Source organism: Variovorax sp. Soil_C_12, assembly GCF_057657375.1.
This window is the reverse complement of record NZ_JBDGIO010000005.1, coordinates 286087-311981: the sequence shown is the minus strand read 5'-3', so window position 1 is coordinate 311981 and position 25895 is coordinate 286087. Positions and strand designations below refer to the sequence as shown.

The 25895-nt window shown below is 64.9% G+C and carries 31 protein-coding genes and 1 pseudogene; 16 read left to right on the top strand and 16 right to left on the bottom strand.

Going from position 1 to position 25895, the window contains the following annotated elements; all coding sequences use genetic code 11:
- Positions 1-37: 37 nt before the first annotated feature.
- Together AC3A6X_RS16250 and mutL are read right to left on the bottom strand one after the other, a co-directional pair.
- Positions 38-1006 (bottom strand): alpha/beta hydrolase, encoded by a 969-nt coding sequence (locus AC3A6X_RS16250; protein ID WP_487843157.1) that lies wholly within the window; start codon positions 1004-1006, stop codon positions 38-40.
- Positions 1007-1152: 146 nt separating this feature from the next.
- Positions 1153-3012 (bottom strand): DNA mismatch repair endonuclease MutL, encoded by a 1860-nt coding sequence (gene mutL / locus AC3A6X_RS16245; RefSeq protein WP_487843156.1) that lies wholly within the window; start codon positions 3010-3012, stop codon positions 1153-1155.
- A gap of 61 nt (positions 3013-3073) precedes the next feature.
- Between mutL and AC3A6X_RS16240 the strand changes: the two genes are divergently transcribed.
- The gene (locus AC3A6X_RS16240; protein ID WP_106554282.1) at positions 3074-3724 is read left to right on the top strand and encodes a DedA family protein; all 651 of its coding nucleotides are present in this window, start codon (positions 3074-3076) and stop codon (positions 3722-3724) included.
- Between the two features lie 67 nt (positions 3725-3791).
- Here the strand turns inward: AC3A6X_RS16240 and AC3A6X_RS16235 are convergent, their stop codons facing one another.
- From AC3A6X_RS16235 to tsaE, 4 genes are all read right to left on the bottom strand, one after another.
- Positions 3792-4070 (bottom strand): YMGG-like glycine zipper-containing protein, encoded by a 279-nt coding sequence (locus tag AC3A6X_RS16235; RefSeq protein ID WP_487843155.1) that lies wholly within the window; start codon positions 4068-4070, stop codon positions 3792-3794.
- 144 nt (positions 4071-4214) lie between these two features.
- A complete protein-coding gene (locus AC3A6X_RS16230; RefSeq protein ID WP_487843154.1) occupies positions 4215-7793 on the bottom strand; it encodes an indolepyruvate ferredoxin oxidoreductase family protein in 3579 nt (1192 codons plus the stop codon).
- Between the two features lie 121 nt (positions 7794-7914).
- Entirely contained in the window at positions 7915-9423 is a 1509-nt protein-coding gene (locus tag AC3A6X_RS16225) for an N-acetylmuramoyl-L-alanine amidase (protein WP_487843153.1), read from the bottom strand.
- Positions 9420-9917, bottom strand: coding sequence for a tRNA (adenosine(37)-N6)-threonylcarbamoyltransferase complex ATPase subunit type 1 TsaE (gene tsaE / locus AC3A6X_RS16220; RefSeq protein WP_487843152.1), 498 nt, complete (start codon positions 9915-9917; stop codon positions 9420-9422). The genes AC3A6X_RS16225 and tsaE overlap by 4 nt, the downstream gene beginning before the upstream one ends.
- On the opposite strand from tsaE, the gene queG reads away from it, so the two are divergent.
- The gene (gene queG / locus AC3A6X_RS16215; protein ID WP_487843151.1) at positions 9903-10970 is read left to right on the top strand and encodes a tRNA epoxyqueuosine(34) reductase QueG; all 1068 of its coding nucleotides are present in this window, start codon (positions 9903-9905) and stop codon (positions 10968-10970) included. The genes tsaE and queG overlap by 15 nt on opposite strands.
- 3 nt (positions 10971-10973) lie before the next feature.
- On the opposite strand, the gene AC3A6X_RS16210 is transcribed toward queG, so the two are convergent.
- Positions 10974-11396 carry a hypothetical protein gene (locus AC3A6X_RS16210; protein WP_487843150.1) on the bottom strand — a complete coding sequence of 141 codons (423 nt, stop codon included), beginning with the start codon at positions 11394-11396 and terminating at the stop codon, positions 10974-10976.
- 16 nt (positions 11397-11412) lie between these two features.
- Complete coding sequence (locus AC3A6X_RS16205) at positions 11413-12318, bottom strand: AEC family transporter (protein ID WP_309964415.1); 906 nt, start codon at positions 12316-12318, stop codon at positions 11413-11415.
- Positions 12319-12426: 108 nt separating this feature from the next.
- Here AC3A6X_RS16205 and AC3A6X_RS16200 point away from each other — a divergent pair, with 108 nt between their 5' ends.
- The 6 genes from AC3A6X_RS16200 to AC3A6X_RS16175 all read left to right on the top strand — a co-directional run bounded on the left by AC3A6X_RS16200 (position 12427) and on the right by AC3A6X_RS16175 (position 17814).
- A complete protein-coding gene (locus tag AC3A6X_RS16200) occupies positions 12427-13404 on the top strand; it encodes a tripartite tricarboxylate transporter substrate binding protein BugE (protein WP_487843149.1) in 978 nt (325 codons plus the stop codon).
- A 73-nt stretch (positions 13405-13477) separates the two neighbouring features.
- Positions 13478-14395, top strand: coding sequence for a site-specific tyrosine recombinase XerD (gene xerD, locus AC3A6X_RS16195; protein ID WP_487843148.1), 918 nt, complete (start codon positions 13478-13480; stop codon positions 14393-14395).
- A gap of 43 nt (positions 14396-14438) precedes the next feature.
- Positions 14439-15419 carry a Bug family tripartite tricarboxylate transporter substrate binding protein gene (locus AC3A6X_RS16190; RefSeq protein WP_487843147.1) on the top strand — a complete coding sequence of 327 codons (981 nt, stop codon included), beginning with the start codon at positions 14439-14441 and terminating at the stop codon, positions 15417-15419.
- 78 nt (positions 15420-15497) lie between these two features.
- The gene (locus AC3A6X_RS16185) at positions 15498-16076 is read left to right on the top strand and encodes a TetR/AcrR family transcriptional regulator (RefSeq protein ID WP_487843146.1); all 579 of its coding nucleotides are present in this window, start codon (positions 15498-15500) and stop codon (positions 16074-16076) included.
- A 94-nt stretch (positions 16077-16170) separates the two neighbouring features.
- Positions 16171-17304, top strand: coding sequence for a thiolase family protein (locus tag AC3A6X_RS16180; RefSeq protein ID WP_487843145.1), 1134 nt, complete (start codon positions 16171-16173; stop codon positions 17302-17304).
- A gap of 48 nt (positions 17305-17352) precedes the next feature.
- Positions 17353-17814 carry a MaoC family dehydratase gene (locus AC3A6X_RS16175; RefSeq protein WP_487843144.1) on the top strand — a complete coding sequence of 154 codons (462 nt, stop codon included), beginning with the start codon at positions 17353-17355 and terminating at the stop codon, positions 17812-17814.
- Here the strand turns inward: AC3A6X_RS16175 and AC3A6X_RS16170 are convergent.
- Positions 17786-18352: pseudogene (locus tag AC3A6X_RS16170) on the bottom strand (ferritin-like domain-containing protein); the annotation flags it as partial. The gene AC3A6X_RS16175 and the pseudogene AC3A6X_RS16170 overlap by 29 nt on opposite strands.
- Before the next feature lie 27 nt (positions 18353-18379).
- Here AC3A6X_RS16170 and AC3A6X_RS16165 point away from each other — a divergent pair.
- The 6 genes from AC3A6X_RS16165 to AC3A6X_RS16140 all read left to right on the top strand — a co-directional run bounded on the left by AC3A6X_RS16165 (position 18380) and on the right by AC3A6X_RS16140 (position 21753).
- A complete protein-coding gene (locus tag AC3A6X_RS16165; protein ID WP_487843143.1) occupies positions 18380-19933 on the top strand; it encodes a recombinase family protein in 1554 nt (517 codons plus the stop codon).
- A gap of 102 nt (positions 19934-20035) precedes the next feature.
- Positions 20036-20353: a hypothetical protein gene (locus AC3A6X_RS16160; RefSeq protein ID WP_487843142.1), complete on the top strand. Its 318-nt coding sequence runs from the start codon at positions 20036-20038 to the stop codon at positions 20351-20353.
- Positions 20350-20733 (top strand): hypothetical protein, encoded by a 384-nt coding sequence (locus tag AC3A6X_RS16155; RefSeq protein ID WP_487843141.1) that lies wholly within the window; start codon positions 20350-20352, stop codon positions 20731-20733. The genes AC3A6X_RS16160 and AC3A6X_RS16155 overlap by 4 nt, the downstream gene beginning before the upstream one ends.
- The gene (locus tag AC3A6X_RS16150; protein ID WP_487843140.1) at positions 20733-21050 is read left to right on the top strand and encodes a hypothetical protein; all 318 of its coding nucleotides are present in this window, start codon (positions 20733-20735) and stop codon (positions 21048-21050) included. Before AC3A6X_RS16155 ends, AC3A6X_RS16150 begins: the two co-directional genes overlap by 1 nt.
- Positions 21047-21454: a hypothetical protein gene (locus tag AC3A6X_RS16145; protein WP_487843139.1), complete on the top strand. Its 408-nt coding sequence runs from the start codon at positions 21047-21049 to the stop codon at positions 21452-21454. The genes AC3A6X_RS16150 and AC3A6X_RS16145 overlap by 4 nt, the downstream gene beginning before the upstream one ends.
- A complete protein-coding gene (locus AC3A6X_RS16140; protein ID WP_487843138.1) occupies positions 21451-21753 on the top strand; it encodes a hypothetical protein in 303 nt (100 codons plus the stop codon). Before AC3A6X_RS16145 ends, AC3A6X_RS16140 begins: the two co-directional genes overlap by 4 nt.
- A 42-nt stretch (positions 21754-21795) precedes the next feature.
- Here the strand turns inward: AC3A6X_RS16140 and AC3A6X_RS16135 are convergent, their stop codons facing one another.
- Positions 21796-22128: a hypothetical protein gene (locus AC3A6X_RS16135; protein WP_487843137.1), complete on the bottom strand. Its 333-nt coding sequence runs from the start codon at positions 22126-22128 to the stop codon at positions 21796-21798.
- Complete coding sequence (locus tag AC3A6X_RS16130; protein ID WP_487843136.1) at positions 22125-22349, bottom strand: hypothetical protein; 225 nt, start codon at positions 22347-22349, stop codon at positions 22125-22127. The genes AC3A6X_RS16135 and AC3A6X_RS16130 overlap by 4 nt, the downstream gene beginning before the upstream one ends.
- A gap of 211 nt (positions 22350-22560) precedes the next feature.
- On the opposite strand from AC3A6X_RS16130, the gene AC3A6X_RS16125 reads away from it, so the two are divergent.
- Both AC3A6X_RS16125 and AC3A6X_RS16120 read left to right on the top strand, forming a co-directional pair.
- Positions 22561-23301 (top strand): tyrosine-type recombinase/integrase, encoded by a 741-nt coding sequence (locus AC3A6X_RS16125; protein WP_487843135.1) that lies wholly within the window; start codon positions 22561-22563, stop codon positions 23299-23301.
- Positions 23302-23366: 65 nt separating this feature from the next.
- On the top strand, positions 23367-23663 hold the full coding sequence (locus AC3A6X_RS16120) for a hypothetical protein (protein WP_487843134.1): 297 nt from the start codon (positions 23367-23369) through the stop codon (positions 23661-23663).
- Here AC3A6X_RS16120 and AC3A6X_RS16115 read toward each other — a convergent pair.
- From AC3A6X_RS16115 to AC3A6X_RS16095, 5 genes are all read right to left on the bottom strand, one after another.
- On the bottom strand, positions 23652-24155 hold the full coding sequence (locus AC3A6X_RS16115) for a GIY-YIG nuclease family protein (protein WP_487843133.1): 504 nt from the start codon (positions 24153-24155) through the stop codon (positions 23652-23654). The two genes, AC3A6X_RS16120 and AC3A6X_RS16115, sit on opposite strands and share 12 nt — an antisense overlap.
- Positions 24109-24549, bottom strand: coding sequence for a GIY-YIG nuclease family protein (locus AC3A6X_RS16110; protein WP_487843132.1), 441 nt, complete (start codon positions 24547-24549; stop codon positions 24109-24111). Before AC3A6X_RS16110 ends, AC3A6X_RS16115 begins: the two co-directional genes overlap by 47 nt.
- Positions 24550-24673: 124 nt before the next feature.
- Positions 24674-24961 (bottom strand): hypothetical protein, encoded by a 288-nt coding sequence (locus tag AC3A6X_RS16105; RefSeq protein ID WP_487843131.1) that lies wholly within the window; start codon positions 24959-24961, stop codon positions 24674-24676.
- Between the two features lie 158 nt (positions 24962-25119).
- A complete protein-coding gene (locus AC3A6X_RS16100) occupies positions 25120-25491 on the bottom strand; it encodes a hypothetical protein (RefSeq protein WP_487843130.1) in 372 nt (123 codons plus the stop codon).
- 63 nt (positions 25492-25554) lie between these two features.
- Complete coding sequence (locus tag AC3A6X_RS16095) at positions 25555-25815, bottom strand: hypothetical protein (RefSeq protein WP_487843129.1); 261 nt, start codon at positions 25813-25815, stop codon at positions 25555-25557.
- Between the last annotated feature and the right edge of the window lie 80 nt (positions 25816-25895).

Here is a 25895-nt window from a genome sequence, read left to right as displayed (position 1 = left end):
CAAATGCGATCCGCCGGGGCGGCCGGGCGGGCGAGGATCAGATCTTGTGCGGCGGCGCCGAGCCGGCATCGCGCTGGTCGGCCGGCGGCATCGGCCGCGCGGCAGGCGTCACGCGCGGCGTTGCCGCTTCTTCGTGGGCCTGGGCCGCAAGCACGGTGGGCGGCTTCATGCGGAACAGCTGGGCCAGCGCGGCGCGGTACTGCACCTCGCCGATGGAGCCGGTACTGTGGTGCGAGCCGCCCTCGACCAGCACGAACTGCTTGGGCACGGTGGCGGCCTCGTAGAGCTTGCGCCCCAGCGTGGGGTTGATCAGGCTGTCGGCGCTGCCATGCACCACCAGCAGCGGGGCGCCGATGTTCTTGACCTTGGCGATCGCCTCGAAGCGCTGCGTGATGAAGGGGCCGAAGGGCAGCCAGCCCCACTTGAAGCTGCCGACCACGTCGGCGATGGAGGTGAAGGTGCTCTCGACGATGGTGCCGCTTTCGTCGTTCACCTGCGCGGCCAGGTCGATGCCGATCGCGCCGCCCAGCGAGTGGCCGAAGATGTAGCGGTGCTGCTTCGGGTGCCGCGCCGCCAGCCAGATCCAGGCGGCGCGCGCGTCCTCGCGGGCGGAGTCCTCGGAGGGCAGGGCCTTGCTGCTCTTGCCGAAGCCGCGGTAGTCGATGGCCAGGACCGAGAAGCCCAGCTCGTGCATGCGCCGCATGCGAGGCGCCGAGCCGGCCACGTTGTACTTGGCCCCGTGCAGGTAGAGCAGGACCGGGGTGTCGGCCGATTCCGGCGCGCCGCCCAGCCAGAGGCCGTGCAGCCGGACCGGCTGGCCCGTGACCTTGGAGTCGAAGTCGATCCAGACATGCTCCATGCCTTCGCTCATGGCCTCGGAGTTGCCCCAGCTGCGGTCGCTGGGTTGGAAGATCCATTCGCGCTGCCGCTCGTCGAGGGTGGAACAGCCCCCGGCCAGCAAGGCGACCAGGGCAGTAGCAGAGGCGAAGAGGGACCAGGACTTCATCGGAAAGCTGAGTGACAGGCGATTGAGACGAAAGTTCAACTCAAGATGCCATGCAACGGCCGTGCCCGGGGTCTCGATGACGCGTGAAAACCCTTGGTTACGCGGCCAACTCGCGACAAATGTGCAGAAGTTGGCGGCAAGCAGCCTCAGCGGCCGCGCATGAACAGGCTGTCCAGCTCTCGGACGGAGAGCTGGCGCCAGGTCGGCCGGCCATGGTTGCACTGGTCCGAGCGCTCGGTCGCTTCCATCTGGCGTAACAAGGCGTTCATTTCGTCGACGGTCAGCCGGCGGTTGGCGCGCACCGCGCCGTGGCAGGCCATCGTCGAGAGCAGCTCGTTCTGGGCCCGCTGCACCACGGTGCTGGCGTCGTGCTGCGCCAGTTCGGCCAGCACGCTGCGCGCCAGCTCCACCGGGTCGCCGTCGGCCAGGGTCCCGGGCACCGCCCGCACCGCCAGCGTGCGCGGCGAGAAGGGCGTGATCTCCAGGCCGAGCGCGGGCAGCACCGCGGCGCAGGCCTCGGCGGTGGCGACTTCCTGGGGCGTGGCGGCGAAGGTGGCCGGGATCAGCAGGGGCTGGCTGGCGATGGCGGCGCCGTCCAGCTGGGTCTTCAGGCGCTCGTAGACGATGCGCTCGTGGGCTGCGTGCATGTCGACGATCACCAGCCCCTGGCTGTTCTCGGCCAGGATGTAGATGCCCTGGAGCTGGGCCAGGGCGCGGCCCAGGGGCCAGGCTTGGTCGTCCGCCGGCGGCGCGGGCCGGGCGGCGGGCTGCGCGAAAGCGACGGCCGGGAAGGCCTCCGCCGATGCCGGCGCAATGGCGGAGGACGGCGTCGCCAGCGGCTCGCGCCGCTCGCTCGGCCACATCGCTGCGGCATCGCCCAGGCCGCGCTCGGCCGCGAAATGCATCGACGGTTGGCTCCACGCGGGGACGACCGGCGCGCTGCGCGGCTTGAAGAAGGGCTCGGCCGGCCCCGATGCTGCATCGCCAGCGCGCGGCGCGGCCAGCGCGTTCTCGATCGCATGGCGCACCGCCTGGTGCACCTCGCGCCCATCGCGGAAGCGCACCTCGATCTTGGTCGGATGCACGTTGACGTCGACTCGCGCCGGATCGATCTCGAGGTACAGCGCGTAGACCGGCTGGCGCTGGCCGTGCAGCACGTCTTCATAGGCGCTGCGCACCGCGTGGGCCAGCACCTTGTCGCGCACGAAGCGGCCGTTGACGTAGAAGAACTGCTGGTCGGCCCGCGAGCGCGCAGCATCGGGGATGCCGGCGCGGCCTGTCACGCGCACCGGCCCGGTGGCATGCTCGACCGCCACGCTCTGCGCTACGAAGTCGTCGCCCAGCGTGTCGGCCAGGCGCGGGTCGCGCGCCTCGGCGGCGCGCCATTGCTCGACCAGCTTGCCTTCGTGCCAGACCGCGAAGCCGACCTCGGGCCGGGCCAGCGCATGGCGCCGCACGGCCTCGATGCAGTGGGCCAGCTCGGTGGCGTCGGTCTTCAGGAACTTGCGGCGCGCGGGCGTGGCGAAGAAAAGCTCGCGCACTTCGACCGTGGTGCCGGTGGCGCGCGCCACCGGGCGCAGCTCGCCGGTGCGGCCATCGAGCGCGAAGGCGCCGTCGGCGCCTGCCGCGCGCGACAGCAGGCTGAGCTCGGCGATGGCGTTGATGGCGGCCAGCGCCTCGCCGCGAAAGCCCATGGTGCCCACGGTCTCCAGTTCGCCGAGGCTGGCGATCTTGCTGGTCGCGTGGCGGCGCAGCGCCAGCGGCAGCTCGTCGCGCGGCAGGCCCTGGCCGTCGTCCTCGACCGAGATCAGGCGCACGCCGCCGGCCGCGAGCCGCACCGTGATCTGGCGCGCGCCGGCGTCGAGGGCGTTGTCGAGCAGCTCGCGCACCACCGAAGCCGGACGCTCCACCACTTCGCCGGCGGCGATCTGGCTGATCAGTTCATCGGGGAGTTCGCGGATGGGGCGGCGCGCGGCCGGGGGGAGGGCAGAGGGAAGGGCGCTCACGCGGTCATTCTAGAAGGGCTTCCCGGAGGACACGTGCGTTGCACCCGGATAATGCGCGGCCATGGAAATCATCAGCTTCTTGGTCGACTTCATCCTTCATGTCGACAAACACCTGGAGACCTTCGTCATCGCCTATGGCCCCTGGGTCTATGCGCTGCTGTTCCTGATCGTCTTCGTCGAGACTGGGCTGGTGGTCATGCCCTTTCTTCCGGGCGATTCGCTGCTCTTCATCGTGGGTGCGCTGTGCGGCGCGGGGCTGATGAGCTTCGGGATCGCGGTGCCGGTCCTGATCGCCGCGGCGATCTTGGGCGACCAGTGCAACTACAGCATCGGGCGCTACTTCGGGCCCAAGGTCTTCCAGTGGGAGAGCTCGCGCTTCTTCAATCGCAAGGCCTTCGACCAGGCCCACGACTTCTACGAGCGCTATGGCGGCATCACGATCGTGCTGGCGCGCTTCATGCCCTTCATCCGCACCTTCGCGCCCTTCGTGGCGGGGGTGGCCGAGATGACGCGCGGCAAGTTCAGCCTCTACAACATCGGCGGCGGCCTGCTGTGGGTGGTGGGCCTGTGCACGGCCGGCTACCTGTTCGGCAACCTGCCCTTTGTGAAGGAGCACCTGGACAAGATCATCTGGGCATTGATCATCGTGCCGGGGTTGATTGCGATCTTCGGTGCCTGGCGTGCGGGCCGCACGCCTTCCTCGGCGCGCTGATCGCGGGGCGAAAAAAAAAAAGGCGTGCCATCGGCACGCCTTCCGCATTCACGCGGGAAGCGGGGGCTCAGTAGGTCGGCCCGTTGTACGGGTAGTAGTTGCTGCTGCGCTGGCCGCGGTAGTAGTTGCGTTCGTCGGCGCGGCGACCCACCTGGTTGCCGATCAGGCCGCCGATGGCGGCACCGCCCACCGTGCTGGCCGTGTTGCCGCCGATGGCGTTGCCGACCACCGCGCCGCCCACTGCGCCGCCCGCAGTGCCCCATTGCTCATTCGGTCCTGCTGCGCAGCCCGCCAGCGTCATGATGGCCGTGGCCGCACCGGCCGTGATCCAGAGACGTGTGTTCATGATGTCCACCTTTCGATGAGTGATGGACTCATTCTGGGAAGTTGCGGTCTCGTGGTTGTAGGAGCCGACCGCTCCCCCTTGCCCGAGAGGGTGCGCAGAGTCCGTGCAACTAGAAGCAACAGCGAAGTCGTCCGTGTGACCGCGTCAGCGCTGTGACGCGGTCACTGCAATGCCGCGGATCTGCCCGGCGGCGCGCGACGGCGCAGGCCGCGGAAAAGCCTTCGAATCGAAGCGGTACAGCAGTTCGGCCTCGCGCACCCGCGCGAGCGTGACGTTGGCCTGCTTCACATGGCCGAAGCCGCGCATCTGCATCGGCAGCAACGCGATCTCGGTCGCGATCTTCAGGCGCTCGGCGCTGAGCGTCGGCAGCAGCGACTCGATGCGCCGGCGGTAGTCCTCGATCAGCGCGCGCTCCATGCGCCGCTCCTCGGTGTAGCCGAAGGGATCGAGCGCAGTGCCGCGCAGCCGGCGGCCCTGGGCCAGCAGCTTCATCGCCGGCATCATCCAGCCGCCCAGGCGCAGCTTGCGCGGCGGCCGGCCCTGGCGCGACCGGCTCAGCACGGGCGGCGCCATGTAGAACTCGAGCTGCAACTCGCCCTCGAAGTGCTGCTGCAGCGAGCGCGCGAATTCGCCGTCGGTGTACAGGCGGGCCACCTCGTACTCGTCCTTGTAGGCCATCAGCTTGAGCAGGCCCTGCGCCACCGCGCGCGTGAAGGGCAGCGTGGTGTCGGCGTGCAACGCGGCCTCGCGCTGCTGCACTGCGGCAATGGTGTCGGCATAACGCTTGGCGTAGTCGGTGTTCTGGTAGGCGGCCAGGTGGGCCACGCCGCGCTCGATCACTGCCTCCAGCGGCTCGGGCTGCGCAGGCTCGGCCGACTTGCTGCGCAGCAGCGCGGCCGCGGCCTCCGGGTCGCCGGCGGCCAGGCGGCCGAGCGAGAAGGCGAGCTTGTTGTTCTCGACCGCCACGCCGTTGAGCTCGATGGCGCGCAGCAGCGCCTCCAGGCCCACCGGCACCAGCCCGCGCTGCCACGCGTAGCCGAGCGCGAGGATGTTGGAGACGATCGAATCGCCGAGGAAAGCCTCGGCCAGTGCCTGCGCGTCGAGCGTCTCGACGCGCTCGGCGCCGGCGGCGAAGCGCAGCTTGTCGAGCAAGAGCGGCGCCTTGAGGCTGGCATCGGGGTTGTGCAGGCTCTCGGCCACGGGCGTCTCGTGCGTGTTGGCGAGGATGCGGGTGCGGCCGTGGCGCACGGTGGAGAGCGCGTCCGCGGAGGCGCCCACCACGAGGTCGCAGGCCAGCAGCGCATCGGCCTGCTGGGTGTCGATGCGCACCTGGTTCAGGCGCCAATGGATGTCGGCCAGGCGCACGAAGCTGAGCACCGAGCCGCCCTTCTGCGCGAAGCCCATGAAGTCGAGCACGCTGGCGCTCTTGCCCTCGAGGTGCGCCGCCATCGCGACCAGCGCGCCGACGGTCACGACGCCGGTGCCGCCGACGCCGGTCACCAGCAGGTCGTAGGGGCCGGTCCAGGCATGGGGCGCCGGACGGGGCAGCGCGTTCACGCGCCGCATGAAGGCGTCGGCGCCGGCGGCCAGCGCGCCGGTCTTCTTGCGCGGGCCACCGCCCAGCACGCCGACGAAGCTGGGGCAGAAGCCCTGGACGCAGGAATAGTCCTTGTTGCAGCTGCTCTGGTCGATCTTGCGCTTGCGGCCCAGCGGCGTTTCCAGCGGCAGCACGGCGATGCAGTTGCTCTGCACAGAGCAATCGCCGCAGCCCTCGCAGACGCGGTCGTTGATGTAGACGCGCCGGGCCGGATCGACCAGCTCGCCCTTCTTGCGGCGGCGGCGCTTCTCTGCGGCGCAGGTCTGCTCGTAGATCAGCACGGTGACGCCGGCGATCTCGCGCAGGCGCCGCTGCACTGCATCGAGCTCTGCACGGTCGTGGAACTCGGTGCCGGCGGGGAAGCGCTTCCGGAGGCTCTTGTACTTGTCGATGTCGTCCGACACCACCACCACCTGCTTGACGCCTTCGGCCTCCACCTGGCGGGCGATGCCGTCGACGCTGATGATGCCGTCCACCGGCTGGCCGCCGGTCATCGCCACCGCGTCGTTGAAGAGGATCTTGTAGGTGAGCGTGGCCCGCGCCGCGACCGCCTGGCGGATCGCGAGGTAGCCCGAGTGGTAGTAGGTGCCGTCGCCGAGGTTCTGGAACACGTGCGGCACGCGGGTGAACATCGCGTGCGACACCCAGTCCACGCCTTCTCCGCCCATCTGGATCAGGCCCTCGGTCTCGCGGTCCATCCAGCTGGCCATGAAGTGGCAGCCGATGCCGGCCTGCGCATGCGAGCCCTCGGGCACGCGGGTGCTGGTGTTGTGCGGGCAGCCGGCGCAGAAGTAGGGCAGGCGCTTGACGCTGTCGCTCGCATTGGACAGCAGCTCCGGCGGCGTGAAGTCGCGCACCAGGTGGCGCCGGTCGAGGTCGGGGAAATGGCGGGCCAGCCAGTCGGCAACGACCTGGATCAGGCGCGAGGGCCGCAGCTCGCCGAGCGCGCTCACCAGCGGCCGGCCTTGCGCATCCTGCTTGCCGACGATGGCCGGGCGCTCGGCGGCGTTGTAGAACATGGTGCGCAGCTGGTCCTCGACCACCGGGCCCTTTTCCTCGATCACCAGCACTTCCTTCAGGCCCTGCATGAAGCAGTTCATGCGGGTCGGCTCGACGGGATAGGTGAGGCCCAGCTTGTAGATGCGCAGCCCGTGGACCGCAAGGGCCTCGGTGGTCACGTCCAGCCGGCGCAGCACCTCCATGAGGTCGTAGTGCGCCTTGCCGGCGGTGACGATGCCCACCGTCGCATCGTCGCTCTCGACGATCTGGCGGTCGATGCTGTTGACCCGGGCGAAGGCGCGCACCGCGTCGAGCTTGGCGTGCAGGCGCTGCTCGATCTTGAGCGACGGCAGGTCGGGCCAGCGGTAGTGCAGGCCGTCGGCCGGCGGCGCGTAGCCGGTGATGCGGCGCACGGTGTCGCCGTCCTGCCAGGTCGCGGCGCGGGCGTTCACGAGGTCGAGGTCGACCGTGGTGGCGCTCTCCACGATCTCCGACAGCGCGGTGAAGCCCACCCAGTTGCCCGAGAAGCGCGACAGCGCCCAGCCGTATAGCCCGTACTCCAGGTACTCGGCGACGCAGCTCGGCGAGACCACCGGCGCATGCCAGGACTGGAAGGCCTGGTCGCTCTGGTGCGGCATCGAGGAGGACACGCAGCCGTGGTCGTCGCCGGCCACCATCAGCACGCCGCCGTGAGCCGAAGCACCGTAGGCGTTGCCGTGCTTGAGCGCATCGCCCGCGCGGTCCACGCCCGGCCCCTTGCCGTACCACATCGCGAACACGCCGGCGCAGGTGCGCTCGGGATCGGCCTCGACGCGCTGGGTGCCGAGCACGGCGGTGGCGCCGAGCTCCTCGTTGATGGCGGGCAGGAAGCGGATACCGCTTTCGTCGAGCTTCTTGCCGGTCTTCCACAGCGCCATGTCCACCATGCCGAGCGGCGAGCCCCGGTAGCCGCTGATGAAGCCGCGCGTGTCCAGGCCGGCGGCCGCATCGCGCTGGCGCTGCATCAGCATCAGCCGCACCAGCGCCTGCGTGCCGGTGAGAAAGACGGACCCGCCGCTGGCCCAGAGGCTGTCGCTGAGGCGGTAGTCGGGGCGGACCAGGGGCGCGGGGGCGGTTGTGTCGGCCATGGGCTTGGATATCTCCTCGCGAGACTAACGCTGGATGATGACGAAGAATGCAGGACTTCGCCGCGCGTCGCGCAATGGCCGATGAAGCCGGCGATGTCGTCGAGCCACGGCGCCGTATCGCTTACAGCTCGCGGCTGCGTGCCAGCGGCGGGTTCTGCGCGAAGTAGCGGTGGATGCCGCGCATCAGCGCATCGGCCAGGTCTTCCTGGTAGGCCACGCTGCGCAGCTTGGCCTCTTCTTCCGGGTTGCTGATGAAGGCGGTTTCCACCAGCACGCTGGGAATGTCGGGCGCCTTGAGCACCGCGAAGCCGGCCTGCTCGACCCGCGGCTTGTGCAGCCGCGCGCCGATGCCGCGGATCTCGCCCAGCATGGCGCCGCCGAGCTTGAGGCTGTCGTTGATCTGCGCCGTGGTGCTCATGTCGAGCAGGGCGCGCTGCACCTGCGCCTCGTGCGAGCCGACGTTCACGCCGCCCACCTTGTCGGCCTGGTTCTCCTTGTTGGCGAGCCAGCGCGCGGCGCTGCTGGAGGCACCCGTCTGGCTCAGGGCGAACACGCTGGCGCCGCGCGCCTCGGGCGTGGTGAAGGCGTCGGCATGGATGCTCACGAACAGGTCGGCCTGCACCCGGCGCGCCTTCTGCACGCGCGTGCCCAGGGGGACGAAGAAGTCGGCGTCGCGCGTGAGGAAGGCGCGCATCGGGTTGCCGTTGACGCTGCTGGCGTTGATGCGGTCGCGCAGGCGGTGCGCGATCTGCAGCACGATGTCTTTCTCGCGCGTGCCGTTGGGGCCGATGGCGCCGGGGTCCTCGCCGCCATGGCCGGGATCGAGGGCGACGATGATGATGCGGTCGGTGCGGCTCGCGGTGGCGGTGCCGCCGTTGCCGTTGCGTGCCGTCGCCGACGGTGGCGTGGCGGGCATGACCGGCGCCGTGCCCACGAGCGGCGGCAGCGGTGCGGGTGCGACCAGCGCCGGGGCAGGCGCGGCCGCGCCGCTGCCGGGCGAGGGGGCGGGGCGCATCGACTGCTGCGCCATCAGCTCGCCCAGCGGGTCCACGGCTGGCGGCGCCGGACGCAGCGGCGCGGGCACGTCGCCGGCCGCGCCCGCATTGTGCGGCGCGATGCCGGCGACGGTGCTGTCGCGCCCCTGCGCCTTGGGCGCATCGCGCAGGCGCTCGGCGATCAGCGCTTCCATCGGGTCGATGGCCTGCTGCGGGTAGAGGTCCAGCACCAGCCGGTGCTGGTAGGCCGCCACCGGCGCGAGCGAGAAGACCTGCGGCGCGACCGTTTGCTTGAGGTCGAACACGATGCGCACCACGCCGGGGGCGAACTGGCCGACGCGCAGGCCGTTGATGAAGGGATCCCCGGGCTTGATCTTGCCGACCAGCTCGCGCAGCGCCGGGTTGAGCTCGATGCCGTCGATGTCGACCGCCAGCCGCGGCGGGTTGCCGACCACCAACTGCTGCGAATTGAGCCGGCCATCGGATTCGATGGTGACGCGCGTGTATTCGTTCGCCGGCCACACGCGCACCGCCACGATGGTGGCGCCGCGTGCGATCTCGTGCACCCCGAGCAGCAGGGCGAGGCTGCCGCCTTGCAGCAGCAGCGCCCGTCGATGCAGTCCTTTCGGGTTCATGCAGCGGCCTCGAGCAAGCGGCTGCCGAGCGCGGTGTTCGCCTGCAGTGTCACGGTGCGGGTATCGTCGGTCATTGCTTCGATTTTAATAGCAAGGTCGGCAAGCGGAATGCGCCCTGCAGCATTGTCGGGCCACTCCGCAAGCTTGAGGCCGGGGCCCGCGAAGATGTCGCGGAAGCCGGCGTCGTCCCATTCGTGCGGATCGCTGAAGCGATAGAAGTCGAAGTGGAAGATGGCGAGCCCGCCGGGTGCCTCGTGCGGCTCGACCACCGCGTAGGTCGGGCTCTTGATGCGCGAGCCGATCCCCAGCGCCCGCAACAGGTGGCGAACGAAGGTGGTCTTGCCGGCGCCGAGGTCTCCATGCAATGCGATGAACGCATCGCCCAGCGCTTGCGATGACGCGAGCTTGACCGCGAGCGCATCGCAGTCGTCCTCGCTCAGCCAGCGTTGCACCAGGGTTCGCGTTTCTACAATCGGCAGGTGATCGGAAGCCATCAACTCGTGAGTCGGATTCAGGCCTGGGCCCGGGAGCTTGGATTCTCCCAAATCGGGATTGCGGGTGTCGATCTGTCGAGCGCGGAGGCGGGCCTCGCGCAGTGGCTCGCGCAGGGCTTTCACGGCGAGATGCACTACATGGCCGCGCACGGCACGCGGCGGGCGCGGCCGGCCGAGCTGGTGCCGGGCACGGTGTCGGTGATCACCGCGCGCATGGACTACCTGCCGCGCGGCACCCCCGAGGATTGGCAGGCGATCGAGTTCGACCGGCTGCGGCGTCCAGGGGAGGCCATCGTTTCGCTCTATGCCCGCGGCCGCGACTACCACAAGGTGATGCGCGCGCGCCTGCAGAAGCTGGCCGATCGCATCGGCGAGGAGGTCGGGGCCTTCGGCCATCGCGTCTTCACCGACTCGGCGCCGGTGCTCGAGGCCGAGCTCGCCTCGCGCAGCGGCCAGGGCTGGCGCGGCAAGCACACGCTGGTGCTGGACCGCGAGGCGGGATCGATGTTCTTCCTGGGCGAGATCTACGTCGATATGGCGCTGCCGGCCAGCGCACCGGTCAGCGCGCATTGCGGCAGCTGCAGCGCCTGCATCGAGGTCTGTCCCACGCGCGCCATCGTCGCGCCGCACCGGCTCGATGCGCGACGCTGCATCTCCTACCTGACGATCGAGCATGCCGGGCCGATCCCGCTCGAGCTGCGGCCGCTGATCGGCAACCGCATCTACGGCTGCGACGACTGCCAGCTGATCTGCCCCTGGAACAAGTTCGCGAAGAAGAGTGCGCTGCCCGATTTCGATGCGCGCGAGGGGCTGACCGGGCACCAGCTCGGCGAGCTGTTCGCATGGAGCGAGGCGGAGTTCCTGCGCTTCACCGAAGGCAGCCCGATCCGCCGCATCGGCCACGAGCGCTGGCTGCGCAACATCGCGGTGGCGCTGGGCAATGCGCTGCGCGCCGGGCAAGAGCAGGCGCGCGACGCGCTGGCCACGCGGCGCGGCCATCCCAGTGCGCTGGTGCGCGAGCATGTCGAATGGGCCCTCGGCGAGGGCGCATAGCGCTCAGCGCCGCAGGATGGCCGAAACCTGCGCGGTGGCGGCATCGAGCGAGCGCATCGAGCTCAGCCGCAGCGAGGCGTACTTGAGGGCCGGGTTGTTGATCAGCTTGCCGGCGAAATGGCCGTTGAAGCGCGCGTCCTTGCAGCCGCTCATGTCGAGCTCGAGCGAGGCATTGGCGGAAGAGACGAAGTCGGTGCTGGAGCCGCTCAGGGTGCAGGCCGCGTCGGGGAGCTGGCCGCGCACGCTGCCGTCGTTGGCGATCTGCAGGCTGCCGTCGAAGACCGCCGGCGGGCCCTGCGCGCCGGTGTCCTGCTGCGTCACGTAGAGCAGGAACGGGCCCTGCCACTCGCCCTGGTAGCGGGTGTACTCCTGGGCGTGCAACGCTGGCGCAAGCGATGCCGCAGCGAGAACCAGCAGGGAGCGCATCGGCGAGATGGTAGTCCTAGCGGCCCAGCGAAAGGGCAAAAGGAAGGCTCGCGACGCCCAGCAGCGTGGACAGCGTCACCAGGCCCGCGACATAGGCGCCGTTGTAGCCCATGCGCGCAGCCAGTACGTAGGCGCTGGAAGCGGTGGGCACGGCGGAGAAGGTCATCAGCACCGCCGCCTGCGCCGCATCGAGCTTCAGCCCCAGCGCCAGGCCCCAGGCGATCAGCGGCAGCACCAGGTGCCGGATCGCCAGGACCGAGACGGCCAGCGTCTTGCCGCGCGCCAGCGTCGCGAACTGCATGCCGGCGCCCGCAGCCATCAGGCCCAGCGCGAGCGAGGCGGCGCCGATGCGCGTGAGGGTGGGGGTCAGCCAGTCCGGCACGGTGAAGCCCAGCAGGTTGGCCACCAGTCCGCTGAGCGTGGCGATGATCAGCGGATTGCGCAGCAGCTGGCGCGCGAAGCCGGTCTGCGCGTGGCGCGTCATCGGCCAGACCGCGGCGATGTTGAAGAGCGGCACGCACACGCCGATCAACACCGCGATCATCAGCAGGCCGGCTGGTCCCGCCATGCGATCGGCCAGCGCCAGGCAGATGAAGGAGTTGAAGCGAAACGCGATCTGTGCGCTGGCCGCGTGGTCGCTGCGGTCGATGTGCGTGCGCAGCCACGGCAGGAAGGGCAAGGCGTAGGCCAGTGCGATACCGGAGAGGCCGACGCCGACGCCGGCGGTCAGCAGGTGCGAGGTGGCGCCGAAGTCGAGCGGGCTGCGCACGATCGAATGAAAAAGCAGCACCGGGAAGAGAAAGTAATAGACCAGGCTCTCGACCTGGTCCCAGACCCGGCGGTTCAGCGCGGTGTAGCGGCACAACAGCCAGCCGCAGGCGATGAGGGAGAAGTCGGGGAAGAGCAGCTGGGCATAGTTCACCCGTCCGAGGATAAACGTCGTCTTTCCATGGGTTATCCACGAACTGGGGCGTGTGCGAAGCCGTTAGCATCCCAGCTTTCGAATTTTCGATCTCCAGGAGCCTTCTTCATGCAACGTCGTCAATGGAACGCACTCGCCGGCGCCGCCGCGCTGGCGCTGGTCGCCGGTCCCGCCTGGTCGCAGGGTTATCCCAATAAGCCCATCGAGCTGCAGGTGCCTTTCGCACCGGGAGGCACCACCGACATCGTGGCCCGCGTGATCGCCGAGCCGCTGGGCAAGCACCTGGGCCAGAGCGTGGTGGTGATCAACAAGGCGGGCGGCGGCGGCATCGTGGGCGCGGCCGAGACCGCGCGCGCCACGCCGGACGGCTACAGGCTCGGCGTGGCGACGGTGTCGAGCACGGCCGCCAACCCGGCCATCAACCCGAAGACGCCCTACGACCCGATCAACGACTTCACGCCCATCATCAACATCGCGGCCACGCCGAACATCATCGCGGTGCACCCGAACTTCCCGGCCAAGAACTATGCGGAGTTCTTGGCCGAGATCAAGAAGAACCCGGGCAAGTACTCCTACGCCTCCTCGGGCACCGGCGGCATCGGCCATCTGCTGATGGAGCTCTACAAGAGCCTGACCACCGCCTTCGTGACCCACATCCCCTACCGCGGCGCCGGCCCCGCGCTGAACGACACGGTGGCCGGGCAGGTGCCGATCATTTTCGACAACATCCCCTCGGCGATGCCCTTCATCAAGGCCGGCAAGCTGGTGCCGATCGTGGTGGCGGCGCCGCAGCGCCTGAAGGACCTGCCCAACGTGCCGACCTTCAAGGAAGTGGGCCTGGAGCCCGTCAACCGCATGGCCTACTACGGCATCCTCGGGCCCAAGGGGTTGCCGAAGGAGGTGGTCGACAAGATCAACGCCGGCGTGAAGAAATCGGTCGAGGACCCGGCGGTGCGCAAGCGCATCGAGGACACCGGCTCGTTGATCGTGGCCAACACGCCCGAGCAGTTCGCCGAGCAGATCAAGGCCGAGTTCGCGGTGTACAAGCAGGTGGTGGTCAAGCAGAAGCTCACGCTGGACAACTGAAGCACCCGGCGCTTCCCCCAGAAAGCCGCCCGCGATCCGGGCGGTTTTTGTTTTTTTGCTATCTTGCCGTCCCATGACTGCGGCCACCGTCGACACGCCCCTCGCCACGCCCGAGATCGATGACTTCATCGATGCGCTCTGGCTCGAGGACGGCCTGTCGAAGAACACGCTGGCGGCCTACCGGCGCGATCTGGCACTGTTCGCGCACTGGCTCCGTGCCCAGGGAGGCCGGGCGCTGGATGCAGCGCGCGAAAGCGATCTGCAGGCCTACATGGGCGCGCGGCTCACGGCCCGCGGCAAGGCGACCTCGGCCAACCGGCGGTTGACGGTGTTCAAGCGCTATTTCCGCTGGGCCGTGCGCGAGCGGCGCATCGGTGCCGATCCCAGCCTCCGGCTGGTGCCCGCGAGGCAGGCGCCGCGTGCGATCAAAACCCTGTCGGAGAAGCAGGTGGACGACTTGCTGGCCGCGCCCGACGTCGACACGCCGCTGGGCCTGCGCGACCGCGCGATGCTCGAGCTGATGTACGCGAGCGGGCTGCGCGTGAGCGAGCTGGTGGCGCTCAAGGTCTTCGAGCTGAGCCTCAACGACGGCGTGCTGCGCGTGCTGGGCAAGGGCAGCAAGGAGCGGTTGGTCCCCTTCGGCGGCGAGGCGCGGCGCTGGATCGAGCGCTACATGCACGAGTCGCGGCCGGCCATCCTCGACGGCCAGCAGACGGCCGACCTCTTCGTCACCGCGCGCGGCGCGGGGATGACGCGCGTGATGTTCTGGATCATCGTCAAGAAACACGCGCAGGCGGCGGACATCCATGTGCCGCTGTCGCCGCACACGCTGCGCCACGCTTTCGCCACGCACCTGCTCAACCACGGCGCCGACCTGCGCGCGGTGCAGCTGTTGCTTGGCCATGCGGACATCTCGACCACCACGATCTACACGCACGTCGCGCGCGAGCGCCTGAAACAATTGCATGCGCAGCACCATCCGCGCGGATGAAGTGCGCACGTGTGAAGGCATCAAGCCGACAAGGAACGAAGCGATGACCCGGAAGCTTTCCCCTCGCGTCCGTGGCTGGCTGCTGGGCCTGGCCTGCAGCCTCGCCGTCGCGGCCGTGCATGCGCAGGCTGTCCCGAAAACCATTCGCATGGTCGTGGCCTATCCGGCCGGCGGCGTCAGCGACGTGGTGGCGCGTGCGCTGGCCGAAAGGCTGGCCGCCCAGCTGGGCAGCACGGTGGTGGTCGAGAACAAGGCGGGCGCCAGCGGCACCATCGGCATGGACGCGGTCGCCAAGGCCGCGCCCGACGGCGCGACGCTGGGCTTTGCGGCTATCAGCCCGCTGGTGCTGAACCCGCACCTCGGCAAGTCGCCCTTCGACCCGCTGAAGGACATCGCGCCGGTGGCGAGCGTCATGTACTCGCCCGTGCTGCTGCTGGCCACGGAGGCCACCGGCACGCGCGATTTCCGCACGCTGATGGAGGACGCGCGCGCCCGGCCGGGCGCGGTGCGCTGGGCCACTTCGGGCCAGGCCTCGCTGGGCCACATCCTGCTGGAGCAGTTGCGCAGCGCGGCCCGCGTGGACATCACCCATGTGCCTTACAGGGGCGGCGCGCAGCAGATGAACGATGCGCTGGGCGCGCAGTTCGAGATCCTGTCGATCAACGCCGGGCCGGCGGTGGCGCCGCATATCCGCTCGGGCAAGCTGCGCCCGCTCGCGGTGGGTGCGCCGGACCGGCTGCAGAGCCTGCCGAAGGTGCCGACGCTGGCCGAGCTGGGCTTTCCGGCCGCCAACCTCAGCTCCGTGTTCGGCGTGTTCGCGCCCGCCCGCACGTCCGCCATCCTGATCGCCAAGTACAACGCCGAGATCAACAAGGCACTGGACAGTCCCGAGCTGCGCGCCCGTCTGGTGGCCACCGACAACGTGCCCGCCGGCGGCGGGGCGGAGGCCTTTGCCGACGAGATCGCCGAAGAGTACGAGAGCAACGCGCGCATCGTGAAGGCGGCGGGCATCAAGGGTGACTGAAGCAGGGCGGGCCCCATGTGCGGGAGGGCTTGTGCGGGAGGGCTTGCCAGGCGACACTGACTACCTTATAGTAGGTAGATGAATTCCACTTCCGTCGAAGCTGCCGGCGCCACCACCCGCGAGCAGATCCTGAGCGTGGCGCGCGAGCTCATCCAGACGCGCTCCTATCTGGGCTTCAGCTTCCAGGACGTGGCCGACAAGGTCGGCATCCGCAAGCCGAGCCTGTACCACCACTTCCCGACCAAGGAAGCGCTCGGCATCGCCGTGCTGCAGGATGCGACCCAGGCCTTCAAGAACTGGACCGGCGCCAAGGTGCGCACGCCGCAGGCCGCGCTCGACGCCTACTTCCGCATGTACCGGGACGGCCTGCGCGCCGGGTTCAGCGTCTGTCCCGCGGGGGCGCTGGCGCCGGGCTGGGACGTCATCAACGACGATCTGCGGCAGGCGGTGCGCGAGGTGCGCAGCACGCAGGTGCTGTGGCTGACGGGCGTGCTGGGGGCGCTGCTGCCTGAGCGCAAGTCGGCCACGCCGGTCGGCGAACTCGCCGCCTATGTGTTCGCGGTCTGCCAGGGCGCGCTGCTGGCGGCGCGCATGACCGGCCGCGTGGACGACTTCGACGAAAGCATCGCACAGCTGAAGCGCTCGCTCGCCAGCTGATCCTTTGTCCCGGCACCTCCAGGTGCCTTTTTTCTGACCTATAACCCTACCTATTGGTTGGTAGTAAATCTTGCAATTCTCAAGGAAAAAACCCATGAAAGCCGTGATTGCCGGGTACGCCCGTTCCCCCTTCCATTTCGCCAAGAAAGGCGCCCTGGCCGAGGTGCGGCCGGACACGCTGGCCGCCGAAGTGGTCAAGGGCCTGCTGCAGCGCACCGACCTCGACCCCGCGTTGCTGGAAGACGTGATCCTCGGCTGCGCCTACCCCGAGGCGGCCCAGGGCAACAACCTGGCACGCATCGTCGGTCTGCTGGCCGGCCTGCCGCACGAGGTGGGCGGTATGACGGTGAACCGCTTCTGCGGCTCCTCGATGCAGGCCGTGCACATCGCGGCGGCACAGATCGAGGCCGGCATGGGCGAGGCCTTCCTGTGCGTGGGCGTCGAATCGATGACCATGGTGCCGCAGGGCGGCTTCAACTTCTCGCCCAACCCGGAGCTCAAGGCGAACACGGCCACCTATCTGTCGATGGGCGAAACCGCCGAGAACGTGGCCGAGCGCTGGCACGTGAGCCGCGCCGACCAGGAGGAACTGGCGGTGCAGTCGCACCGCAAGGCCGCGGCCGCGCGCGAGGCGGGGCGGCTGGCGGACGAGATCGTGCCGATCCACGCCGCCTCGGGTGAGCTGATCAGCGCGGACGGCTGCATTCGCCCGAGCACCTCGACCGAAGCGTTGGCAGGCCTGAAGCCGGCCTTCCGGCCCGACGGCGTGGTGACGGCGGGCACCTCCTCGCCGCTGACCGATGGCGCCGCCGCGGTGCTGGTCACGAGCGATGCCTTCGCTGCAAAGCACGGCTTGCAGGCGCTTGCGCGCATCCGGTCCTTCGCCACGGTCGGCGTGGACCCGGCGGTGATGGGCATCGGCCCGATACCCGCCACGCGCAAGGCGCTGGCGCGCGCCGGGCTGACGGTGGCCGACCTCGACGTGGTGGAGATCAACGAGGCCTTCTCTTCGCAGGCGCTGGCCTGCATCCGCGAACTGGGTTTGAACCCGGCGACCGTCAATATCGATGGCGGCGGTCTTGCCATCGGCCATCCGCTGGGTGCGACCGGCGCGCGCATCACGGGCAAGGCGGCCTCGCTGCTGGTGCGCGAGAACGGGCGCTATGCGCTGTCCACGCAGTGCATCGGCGGGGGGCAGGGCATTGCCACCGTGCTCGAGCGCGTCTGAAGAAGGCCGCGCGTGCCAACATCGGCATCCCACGACAAGGAGAGCACCATGGCCGGTACGCTGTACCTGGAAGATCTATCCCCCGGCGACCGCTTCACGAGCGGGGAGCATGCGCTGGATGCGGCGCAGATCATCGAGTTCGCGCAGCGCTTCGATCCCCAGCCTTTCCACCTGGACGAGGAGGCCGCCAAAGGCACCTTCTTCCAGGGCCTGGCCGCCAGCGGCTGGCACACCGCCTCGATCACCATGCGCCTGCTGGTGCAAAGCGGCCTGCCGCTCGCCGATGGCGTGATCGGCTCGGGCGGCGAGATCCAATGGCCGCGCCCGACCCGGCCGGGCGATGTGCTGTACGTGGAAAGCGAGGTGCTCGAAGTGACGCCCTCGCGTTCGCGCCCCGAGCGGGGAATGGTGGTGGTGCGCAGCGAGACGCGCAACCAGCATGGGGAGGTGCTGCAGCGGCTTACCACCAGGCTCGTCGTGTCTAGGCGTCCTGCTGCGAAGAAGGCGTAGCTGTCGGGGAGGCGAGCGCGTCCAGTTCCTCCGGGGTGAAGCCTGCGCGCGCCCGGGCCTCGAGGTTGAAGGGGGCCCGCAGGCGCGGCGCTTCGTGGCGGCGGTAAAGCACGCGGTAGTGCGCGATCGGGTCCAGCCCCTCGCGCTCGCAAAGCCAGCGGTACCAGCGGTTGCCGATCGCCACATGGCCGATCTCGTCGCGCAGGATGATGTCCAGGATCTCGCAGGCCCTGATCGCATCCGGCGTGTTCACGCGGCGCAGCTTGGCCTGGATCAACGGGGTTGCATCCAGCCCGCGCGCTTCCAGCGTGCGCGGCACCAGCGCCATGCGCGCCAGCACGTCGTGCCGGGTCTTCTCGCACATGGTCCACAGGCCGTCGTGGCCCGTGAAATCGCCGTAGCGCCAGCCCATGCCGCGCAGGTGCGCGTGCAGCAGGGTGAAGTGCAGGGCCTCCTCGTCGGCCACGCGCAGCCAGTCGCGGTAGTAGTCCTCGGGCATGCCGTCGAAGCGCCAGGCGGCGTCGAGGGCGAGGTTGATCTATTGGAAGCTTGATATTATGGTCAGATGAGACCCAAACCTCTGGCCTTTGCCTATGTGCGTTTTTCCAGTGAAAAACAAGCCGCAGGCAGCTCCGTAGAGCGTCAGCTCAAGGAAGCTCAAGATTACGCAAACGAACACGGCCTTCAACTCGATGACACCACGTATCGAGACCTCGGCGTCAGCGCGTACCGTGGCAAGAACGCGATAGAGGGCAAGCTTGGCTTGTTCATCGCTGCGGTGGAAGCAGGGCGAATACCTAAGGGGTCGTACTTGCTTGTCGAGAACTTCGACCGCATGTCACGCAACGTTGTCAGCGAAGCCCAAGCCCTCCTGCTCAACCTCGTCAATCGAGGAATCATCGTCGTCACCATGCGGGACAAGCACGTCTTCTCCAAGGAGACGATAGACGGTGCTGATGGTGCCCACAAGATGATCATTTCCGTGCTTGAGATGATTCGGGCACGCGAAGAGTCGAAGCGCAAAGCAGATTTGGTCACCAAGGGTTGGACCAAGGCCCGCGAAAAGAAAAAGATCTTCACCCGCATGGCTCCCGCCTGGTTGTCCACCGAGGACATGACAACGTGGATCATCAATAAGCAACGAGCTGAGGTGGTGAAGCGCATCTTCAAGATGGCCCACGATGAAGGCATGGGCAGCCCAACAATCGCCCGACGATTGAACGATGAGAAGGTGCCAACGTTCGGTGATGCAGAGGGTTGGTCTGCTGGTGTCGTTGCCCACGTCCTCAAGAACAAGGCGGTGATTGGCACCTTGGAAACACCCAAGGCAGGAACGATGGAAGGCTACTACCCGGCCATCATCGAGCGTGAAATCTTCGATGCTGTTGGATCGCTTCTTCAAAAGCGGAACTTCGCTCCAGGCGTGAGAGGTGAGGGCAACATCGGGAACATTTTCGCTGGACGGTCCTACTGTGGCATCTGTGGAGCACGCATGAAGTCCGTTTCGCAGCACGCCAACGGCCTCTACATTCACTGCGAACGTGCTTACAGCAACAAGGGATGCAATGCCAGTCGCGTGGCGTACCACGCCTTTGAGCATGACATCCTTGCGCACCTAATCATTGCGCAGCATCGAGCGCTGTTCAAACTACAAGATGAGGTCGCCATCGATCCAAGCGTTGCCATTCGAGCTGCCCTTGAGGCGAAGGAAAGGGACATTGAAAAGCTGCTCGACTACATGCTGACCATGGACAAGTCCGAAATCTTGGCAGGTCGATTGGCGAAGGCAGAGGCTGAGCGGGATGAGCTGCGAAGCAAGCTACGAAACGCTGTCCCCATTCCGAAGACCACCCAAGTTCTTCGTGATCTGCTTGGCACCTACAAGCGATACCTTGAGCTGCAGCAGACAGAAAAAAGCGGCGAAGAGTACAAGACCCTTCGCCGCACTCTTCAAGTTGGGCTGAGGAACGCGGTCAAGAAGATCGAGTTCCATCACAAGCCCGGGGGTGGTGGTTCTGAATACTACCGCGTCACGTTCCTCTCGGGCACCGAGCGTGAGCGAACCTACCGGCGACCGGCACAGGGCTTCCAGCCGGGCAACAAGAACGGCAAACGCTGAATATCAGCCTTCAACGCTTCTCACCTAACGCTGAACGACAATAGTCGCTGATTTTTCCAAACTTGCGCCATAGCAATTTCGCTAGGCAATTGGAGAAATCGAATGGCTCATAAAGAGTTGACCCCTGCTGAATCGCAGGCGATCAAGGAAGAGGTGCGAGAGATGGCTGCTGCGCGCGGGGCCAGCCTCGCTGAGTGCAGCGTCGAACTGGTCTACGGTGAGGACGGCACTTTGCACTACCTCAAAGTGTTTTTCGGCGACAAGTACTGGCTCAAGCCAAAGAGTGAGCTGGCGATTGCCATGGCGAACAGGGGCGAGGTCATGAAATCGGCGACGCAGTCAACACGGGGCGTGGTCATGGCTGGGGTCTTCGACCCCGTTGATCTGAACACGCTGCCTATGTCGGAGGTGCCGCAATGAATCGCAGAATCGGTAAGCCACGCACCGCCACGAAGATCAACGGCGGCAAGGGCCTCGTCATCCACAGCAAGGATGTCCACTTTCCTACCTTCGAGAACCGCATCCAGTTCAAGTACGACGGCAGGGATGCGTGCCTCATCATCACGCACGACTACGACCGTGCCTCGGGCTACTTTGTCACTGCTGGTCTTGAACTCGACGGCAAGAAGCTCGACGTGGACGCCTACGTGCAGGAGCACGGTGACGATGGATGGATGGACTACGTCTACTCGCAGTTCCGCGGTGAGTTCATGGCGAACCTCCACACGCTGCAGTTGCCTCGTCCCTTCGTGAAGATGATCGAAGAGCGCTTGGCCTTCATGGCAGCGGAGGTGGCGTGATGGACGATTTCGAGCGTGAGGCAAGCTTCACTGCGAGTGATTTCAGCTTTACTTGGAACGGGCAGCTCTGCTTGCTCACCATCCGCAGACACAGCGCTGACTACGAGCCGGTGCATTTTGTCCCCAAGCTCTGCGTGCATCGTGAACATGGCGGGCGTATCGATTGCTTCATCACAGTCGGCGATGAACCTCAGTTGCACAAAGCCCTTCACGCAATTGACTGGACTGCGGAGACGGTTGCGCTTCCTGACGAGGTAAAGAAGATGCTTGCTGCACTCGTGGATCGGCTCGCGGGCGTCAGGAGGGAGCCATCATGAGCTTCGGCACCTCACCTGAACAGTTCGAGGAATGGAATGTGAGTATGGCAGGCAGTAGCAAAGACGTTAGCCCCGAGCAGACAAGATACGTTGTGAGTCGTGCCATACAGCAGGGGCTGGAACGCGGTGACATCCTTGCTGACGATGCCAAGATGCTGCACTATTTTCTTGAGGCCGTAAAACTGCCGCTTGGGGCAGCTAGGGGCAACGCGAGCCCGCTTCGATTGAGCCCACAGCAATGCTCTCGCTTGTTGTACGCGATCAAGGAATATCGGAATCCCGAAGAGTACAGAAGGTTCGTATTGGCTAATCCAACTCCGCTTGGGGCAAGTGGCGACGGGCCAGCGCGGCGTCGAATACTGCGAATGCGCCATAAAGCCAGTAATGGTGGGCTAGTGCGATGATGGGGGCCGAGGGCAAGCGCGTTGCACTATCGAGCAACATCAAGAAGGCTTTGGAGCAAGGCGTCATCACCCACGATGACGCCAACATGCTGAACTTCTTCTTGCGCCATCCGGTGGTCAACCCAAAAGACGGCTTCAGAAAGCTGCCGATGGACCCTGACCTGCTTAAGACGCTGTTCTTTGCTCTCTTGATCTACCGGAATCCCGGTGAATTAGAGAAGTTCAAGCAGGCAGACCACCCGCCGATTGGCGAGCATCGAGAGAACCACGTGCGAAGGAGACAACTCACCTTCTTCTGAGCATGAAAAAGCCCTCCTAGCGAGGGCTTCTCTTTGGGACCATCAGCGGGCGTAGACGAACATCACTCCGTTGAACTCGTCGTTCGGAATGAAGCCGCGATCCGCGAGCCACATGATGTTGTAGCACGCAAGGATCGCTTGACCCAAGGGCAGTGGAGCGACCTTGGCCGCTGCGGCCAGAGCGCCGAGCTGCGCGAGGTACGTGGCGACGAGGCTCGTCCCGAGGCACGCATCGCTGTCACGCATGTACTGCTTCACCGTGTCTCCGGTGAACATCTCCGTGAGCTCTTCTGGCGAAAAGGCCGGAGGCCTGAGCGTCAAGCCCAAACCATCCGGCTGATCGTTCTTCCAGAAGAACGATGCTTGGACGATCACTGCGCAGCCGGTTCGGGGGCAGGAGCGGGAGCCGGAGTGGGCGTGGTGATGAAGGCTTGCAGAGCCTCGGAGAGCTTGGCGAGTTGGGTCAGCTCGTCCTTCGTCACCTTGTTCTTCAAAGCTGCTTGCTTGAGCGCTTCGCTGATCCGGGTGAATGCAGGAACCGGGGGCTTCGCCGGCTTCTTGGGGGCCTTGGGGGTGGTTTGTGCGTTGGTAGCCATTTGGAATACTCCTATTGAGGTTTTTGAACTACTGGATGGATATCCAGTAAAGAAATAGTATCCTCGGCAGGGATTTCGGGCGGCTAATTGGCGACTTTTACACTTTCGAGGGTGGGAGGTGTTCAGAGGTGTTTTCCATGAGGGCCAATATGTACTATCACAACTCCCGTTTCAAACTTACTGCGTGCATTCTGGAGGTACGCAGCGACAAATGCGCGTGGAATTCCAGCGCTTTCCCAAAGCGTTTTGCGTTCCCGTGCATCCGAATCGCCTCACTGCTCAGGTGAACCCGGAGCGTTACACACCCGCTGTGTACTTCCGGGGTCTGGCAGGAATAATCAAGTTATCGAAACTTGATGAGCTGAATCCGATGTTCCAACCCGGCCACACTCCAAAGCACAAGGGAAAAACCACCACGGTAGACCCGATCAAAACGCTTGACGCAATCGCTCAAGTAAAAGCGCACATCAAGCATCACACCCGGAATTACGCGCTCTTCGTCGTGGCGGTCAATTCCGCTCTTCGAGCTGGCGATCTGGTAAGGCTCACGTGGATGGACGCTCACGACGATGGCGTCACGATCACGCTTCGAGTGCTTGAGGGAAAGACCAAGAAGCCCCGCAGGATTCCGCTCAATGAGGAAGCATCCCAGGCGTTGCGTGATTGGCGAGTCAAGTGTGAGAGCGAGTACATCTACAGCGGCCAACGTGGAGCCCTAACGACAGCCCAATGGGGACGCATGGTGAAAAGCTGGTGTCTTGCAGTTGGTTTGGAAGGCCAATTCGCATCGCACACCACGCGCAAATCCTTTGTCCGGATTCAGCACGACCAATTCGAGACCTCGCTCACGACGCTGATGGTCATCCTAAATCACAGCACTCCAACCCAAACGCTCACCTACATGGGTCGCATGGCTGATGACGTTGAGAAGGCGTACAAGAACTCTATTTGAGTAAATACCTTCGTCCGCTACGGGAGGCATTCGACCTCCCGGGTATGAGACGTAAAGGTATTCACATGAAGACAATTGAGAAGGTTTCGGCCTATCCAGCTTTCCACAAGACTGATTTCAAAGGCCGCGTTCTAGGCACCTACCGCATCAAATCTGTAGATGACAAAGGTGTCGTCCTAGAACTTGACGAACACTACTCCCCAAAACAACTGTACATCCCTCGTGAGGCTGTGCCTGAAGGCATCATAGGATATGTCGTTGAAGGTCGAGACATGAATGAAAACTGGTTTAACCCAGATGCGGTGGTGTATCTGTCGCAGAACTATCCAGGCACTAAGTTTTTCTGGCAGTCAGAGAGCTGATCTTTTAGCCCGCATTTCACGAAGGAGGGCGTCTAGCTCTCCTGGCTGGCGCTTGTTGTTCACCAGCTTGAACGCCTCGTGAACCGGAGTCCACACGCGCGGCTTGCGCTTCTTGGATACCGTTCCCCCGACGTTTTGTAGTGGGTGGCCTTCCTTGAGTAGGAAGTTCTTCCACCAAGTCTCGCTGCGCGCACCCTCTGGGTCCAAAATGTCCATGCGCAGGGTGCTTCTCTGCTTGTGATACCTAACCCACTCATACGCTCGCTTCACATCTTCCCCGTTCTCGATAGCCCTTCGATGCTGCTTCCAACGCGCTTCTGGATCGAGCGCGACACCGCAGTAGAAGTAGATTGGCGCATCGTCAGGGCCGACGGCCAATGCGTAAACTTGATCGATTTGAGGTTGTGGGTCCAAAAAATAGTTCCAAACGTGAGTCAGGAAATATTTAATTGACGAAGCGAAATTGAGGGTGACGGCGAGCGGAAGGCCCATAAGCTTTCTTGAAGGCGTTAACAGAAGGGTAGATAGTCTTGCCATCAAGCGTGCATGGTTTGCTCAGTGCAGCCGAAATCTTTGCGCTGTACGCAGCAGAAAATACGCAATGTCTGGCGTCGTCTCTGCTAAGAAGGTTGTAGACATTAGGAAATGCGTTCACCCATCTACGTTCGACTGTCTTAGACTCTTCGACGCCATCCACCCAATCAATGAACTCGAAATCGAAGCGGTCGCCTGCGTCGTAATCAGCTTGCACGCCAGGATTGTGGTGAATTCCCTTCCGCATTGCGTGCTTGTGATTGACGAACCTAGTATGTGGGTTCTTTGTTCGCCCAACGTAGATCTTGCCGGTCTGCTGGTTGGTGAGGGTGTAGATTGTGTACGTGGTCATGGTTGGTCTCCCTTTTTATTGTTGAAGTGCTGTCGCAATAAATACATCGAGCAAGTTGCCATACAAGCTCGAACTGATGCATTGTGGTAGATGCATGGTTTCTCCGAAAAGGTGCCCGCGATTCTTAGGGGTAGGATTCGCGGGCATTCTTTTGCTCCGAAGATGGGCTATGCAGCGTGTGGCGTGCTTGACCGATCAGAAAGCTTGCGTCATATCCAGCGGTCAACGCCATTTCGATAAGGTACTTGCGCTCATTAAGAAGTTGCGCAATCTCACTCATTACGGCTTTGAGGGATTGAGGATCGAAAGAGCGGCGGCGCTTGCTGTAGGCGCACTCAAGGTTCAACTCGATCTTGTAGAACTGATCGATGAGATACTTGCGGGTGATTGGGGTAGTAGTTAGGGTGAGCATTGGTTTCTCCATAGTTTCTGTACGAATGCCGTACAGGAATATTTATGGAGAAGCGTGCTTTTTCCGCAAAAACGCCCCAATGCGCTAGATTCCGGACAACAAAAAGGGCTCCGAAGAGCCCAAGTCCACTGAAGAATGAGACGCTTACACGTCTTCTGCTATTTCAGACAATCCATGATGTCCTTCGGTGCCCCAGGCACACGTGCTACCACCGCATCCATGCACTGATTCTCACGACGCTCACGATCTGCAATGGCGTTGCCAATCATCATGCCCAAGAGCGCAGCACTCGAAGACGCTTGAGGCTCGTAGTTTGGAACGTACCAGCCAGAGACGTTGCCTCCATTGCCGCCGCAGTTCGTGCATTGATTGAGTTGGTCGCGCTGTTGTTGGATGAAGCGTTGATGGCTCTCGTATTGACGGTTGAGCTGTTCTTGATACTGCAGTTGGTTTTGCAACTGATTCATGAACTCCGTTTGAGCGTTCGCCGTGAAGGCGCAAAACGCAAGGACTAATGCAGCAAGTTTCACGGTTGACTCCTTTAAGTTACAGGTAGTTCTTATTTTAATTAGACTGCCGTCTTTTTACGGACGTTACACTCCCCGTTTTTCTGCCCAAAAGTCCGTGCCAAGGTCCATTGTCGGTGGCTTCCGCATCGCCTTGAGTCGTGCAATCAAATAGTCTGGTGCTGCCTCGCTCCATATCGCATACTCGATAACGAACTCAAGGTCTAACCCGTTGTAGTTCACAAATCGTTCAATCGATTGGTCGCTTGCACGCTCATCAGAGTTGTGTAGGTCGATTAGGAACTCGCTGACCAGCTCTTCCTGGCGTTGCATTTCGTAAAAGTTCATGCTGTCTCCTTTTTGTTATTGTTGTCCGCTCTGATCCTGGCTGAAACTGGTGTCTGCGGGTACTTGTGACAATCATAATG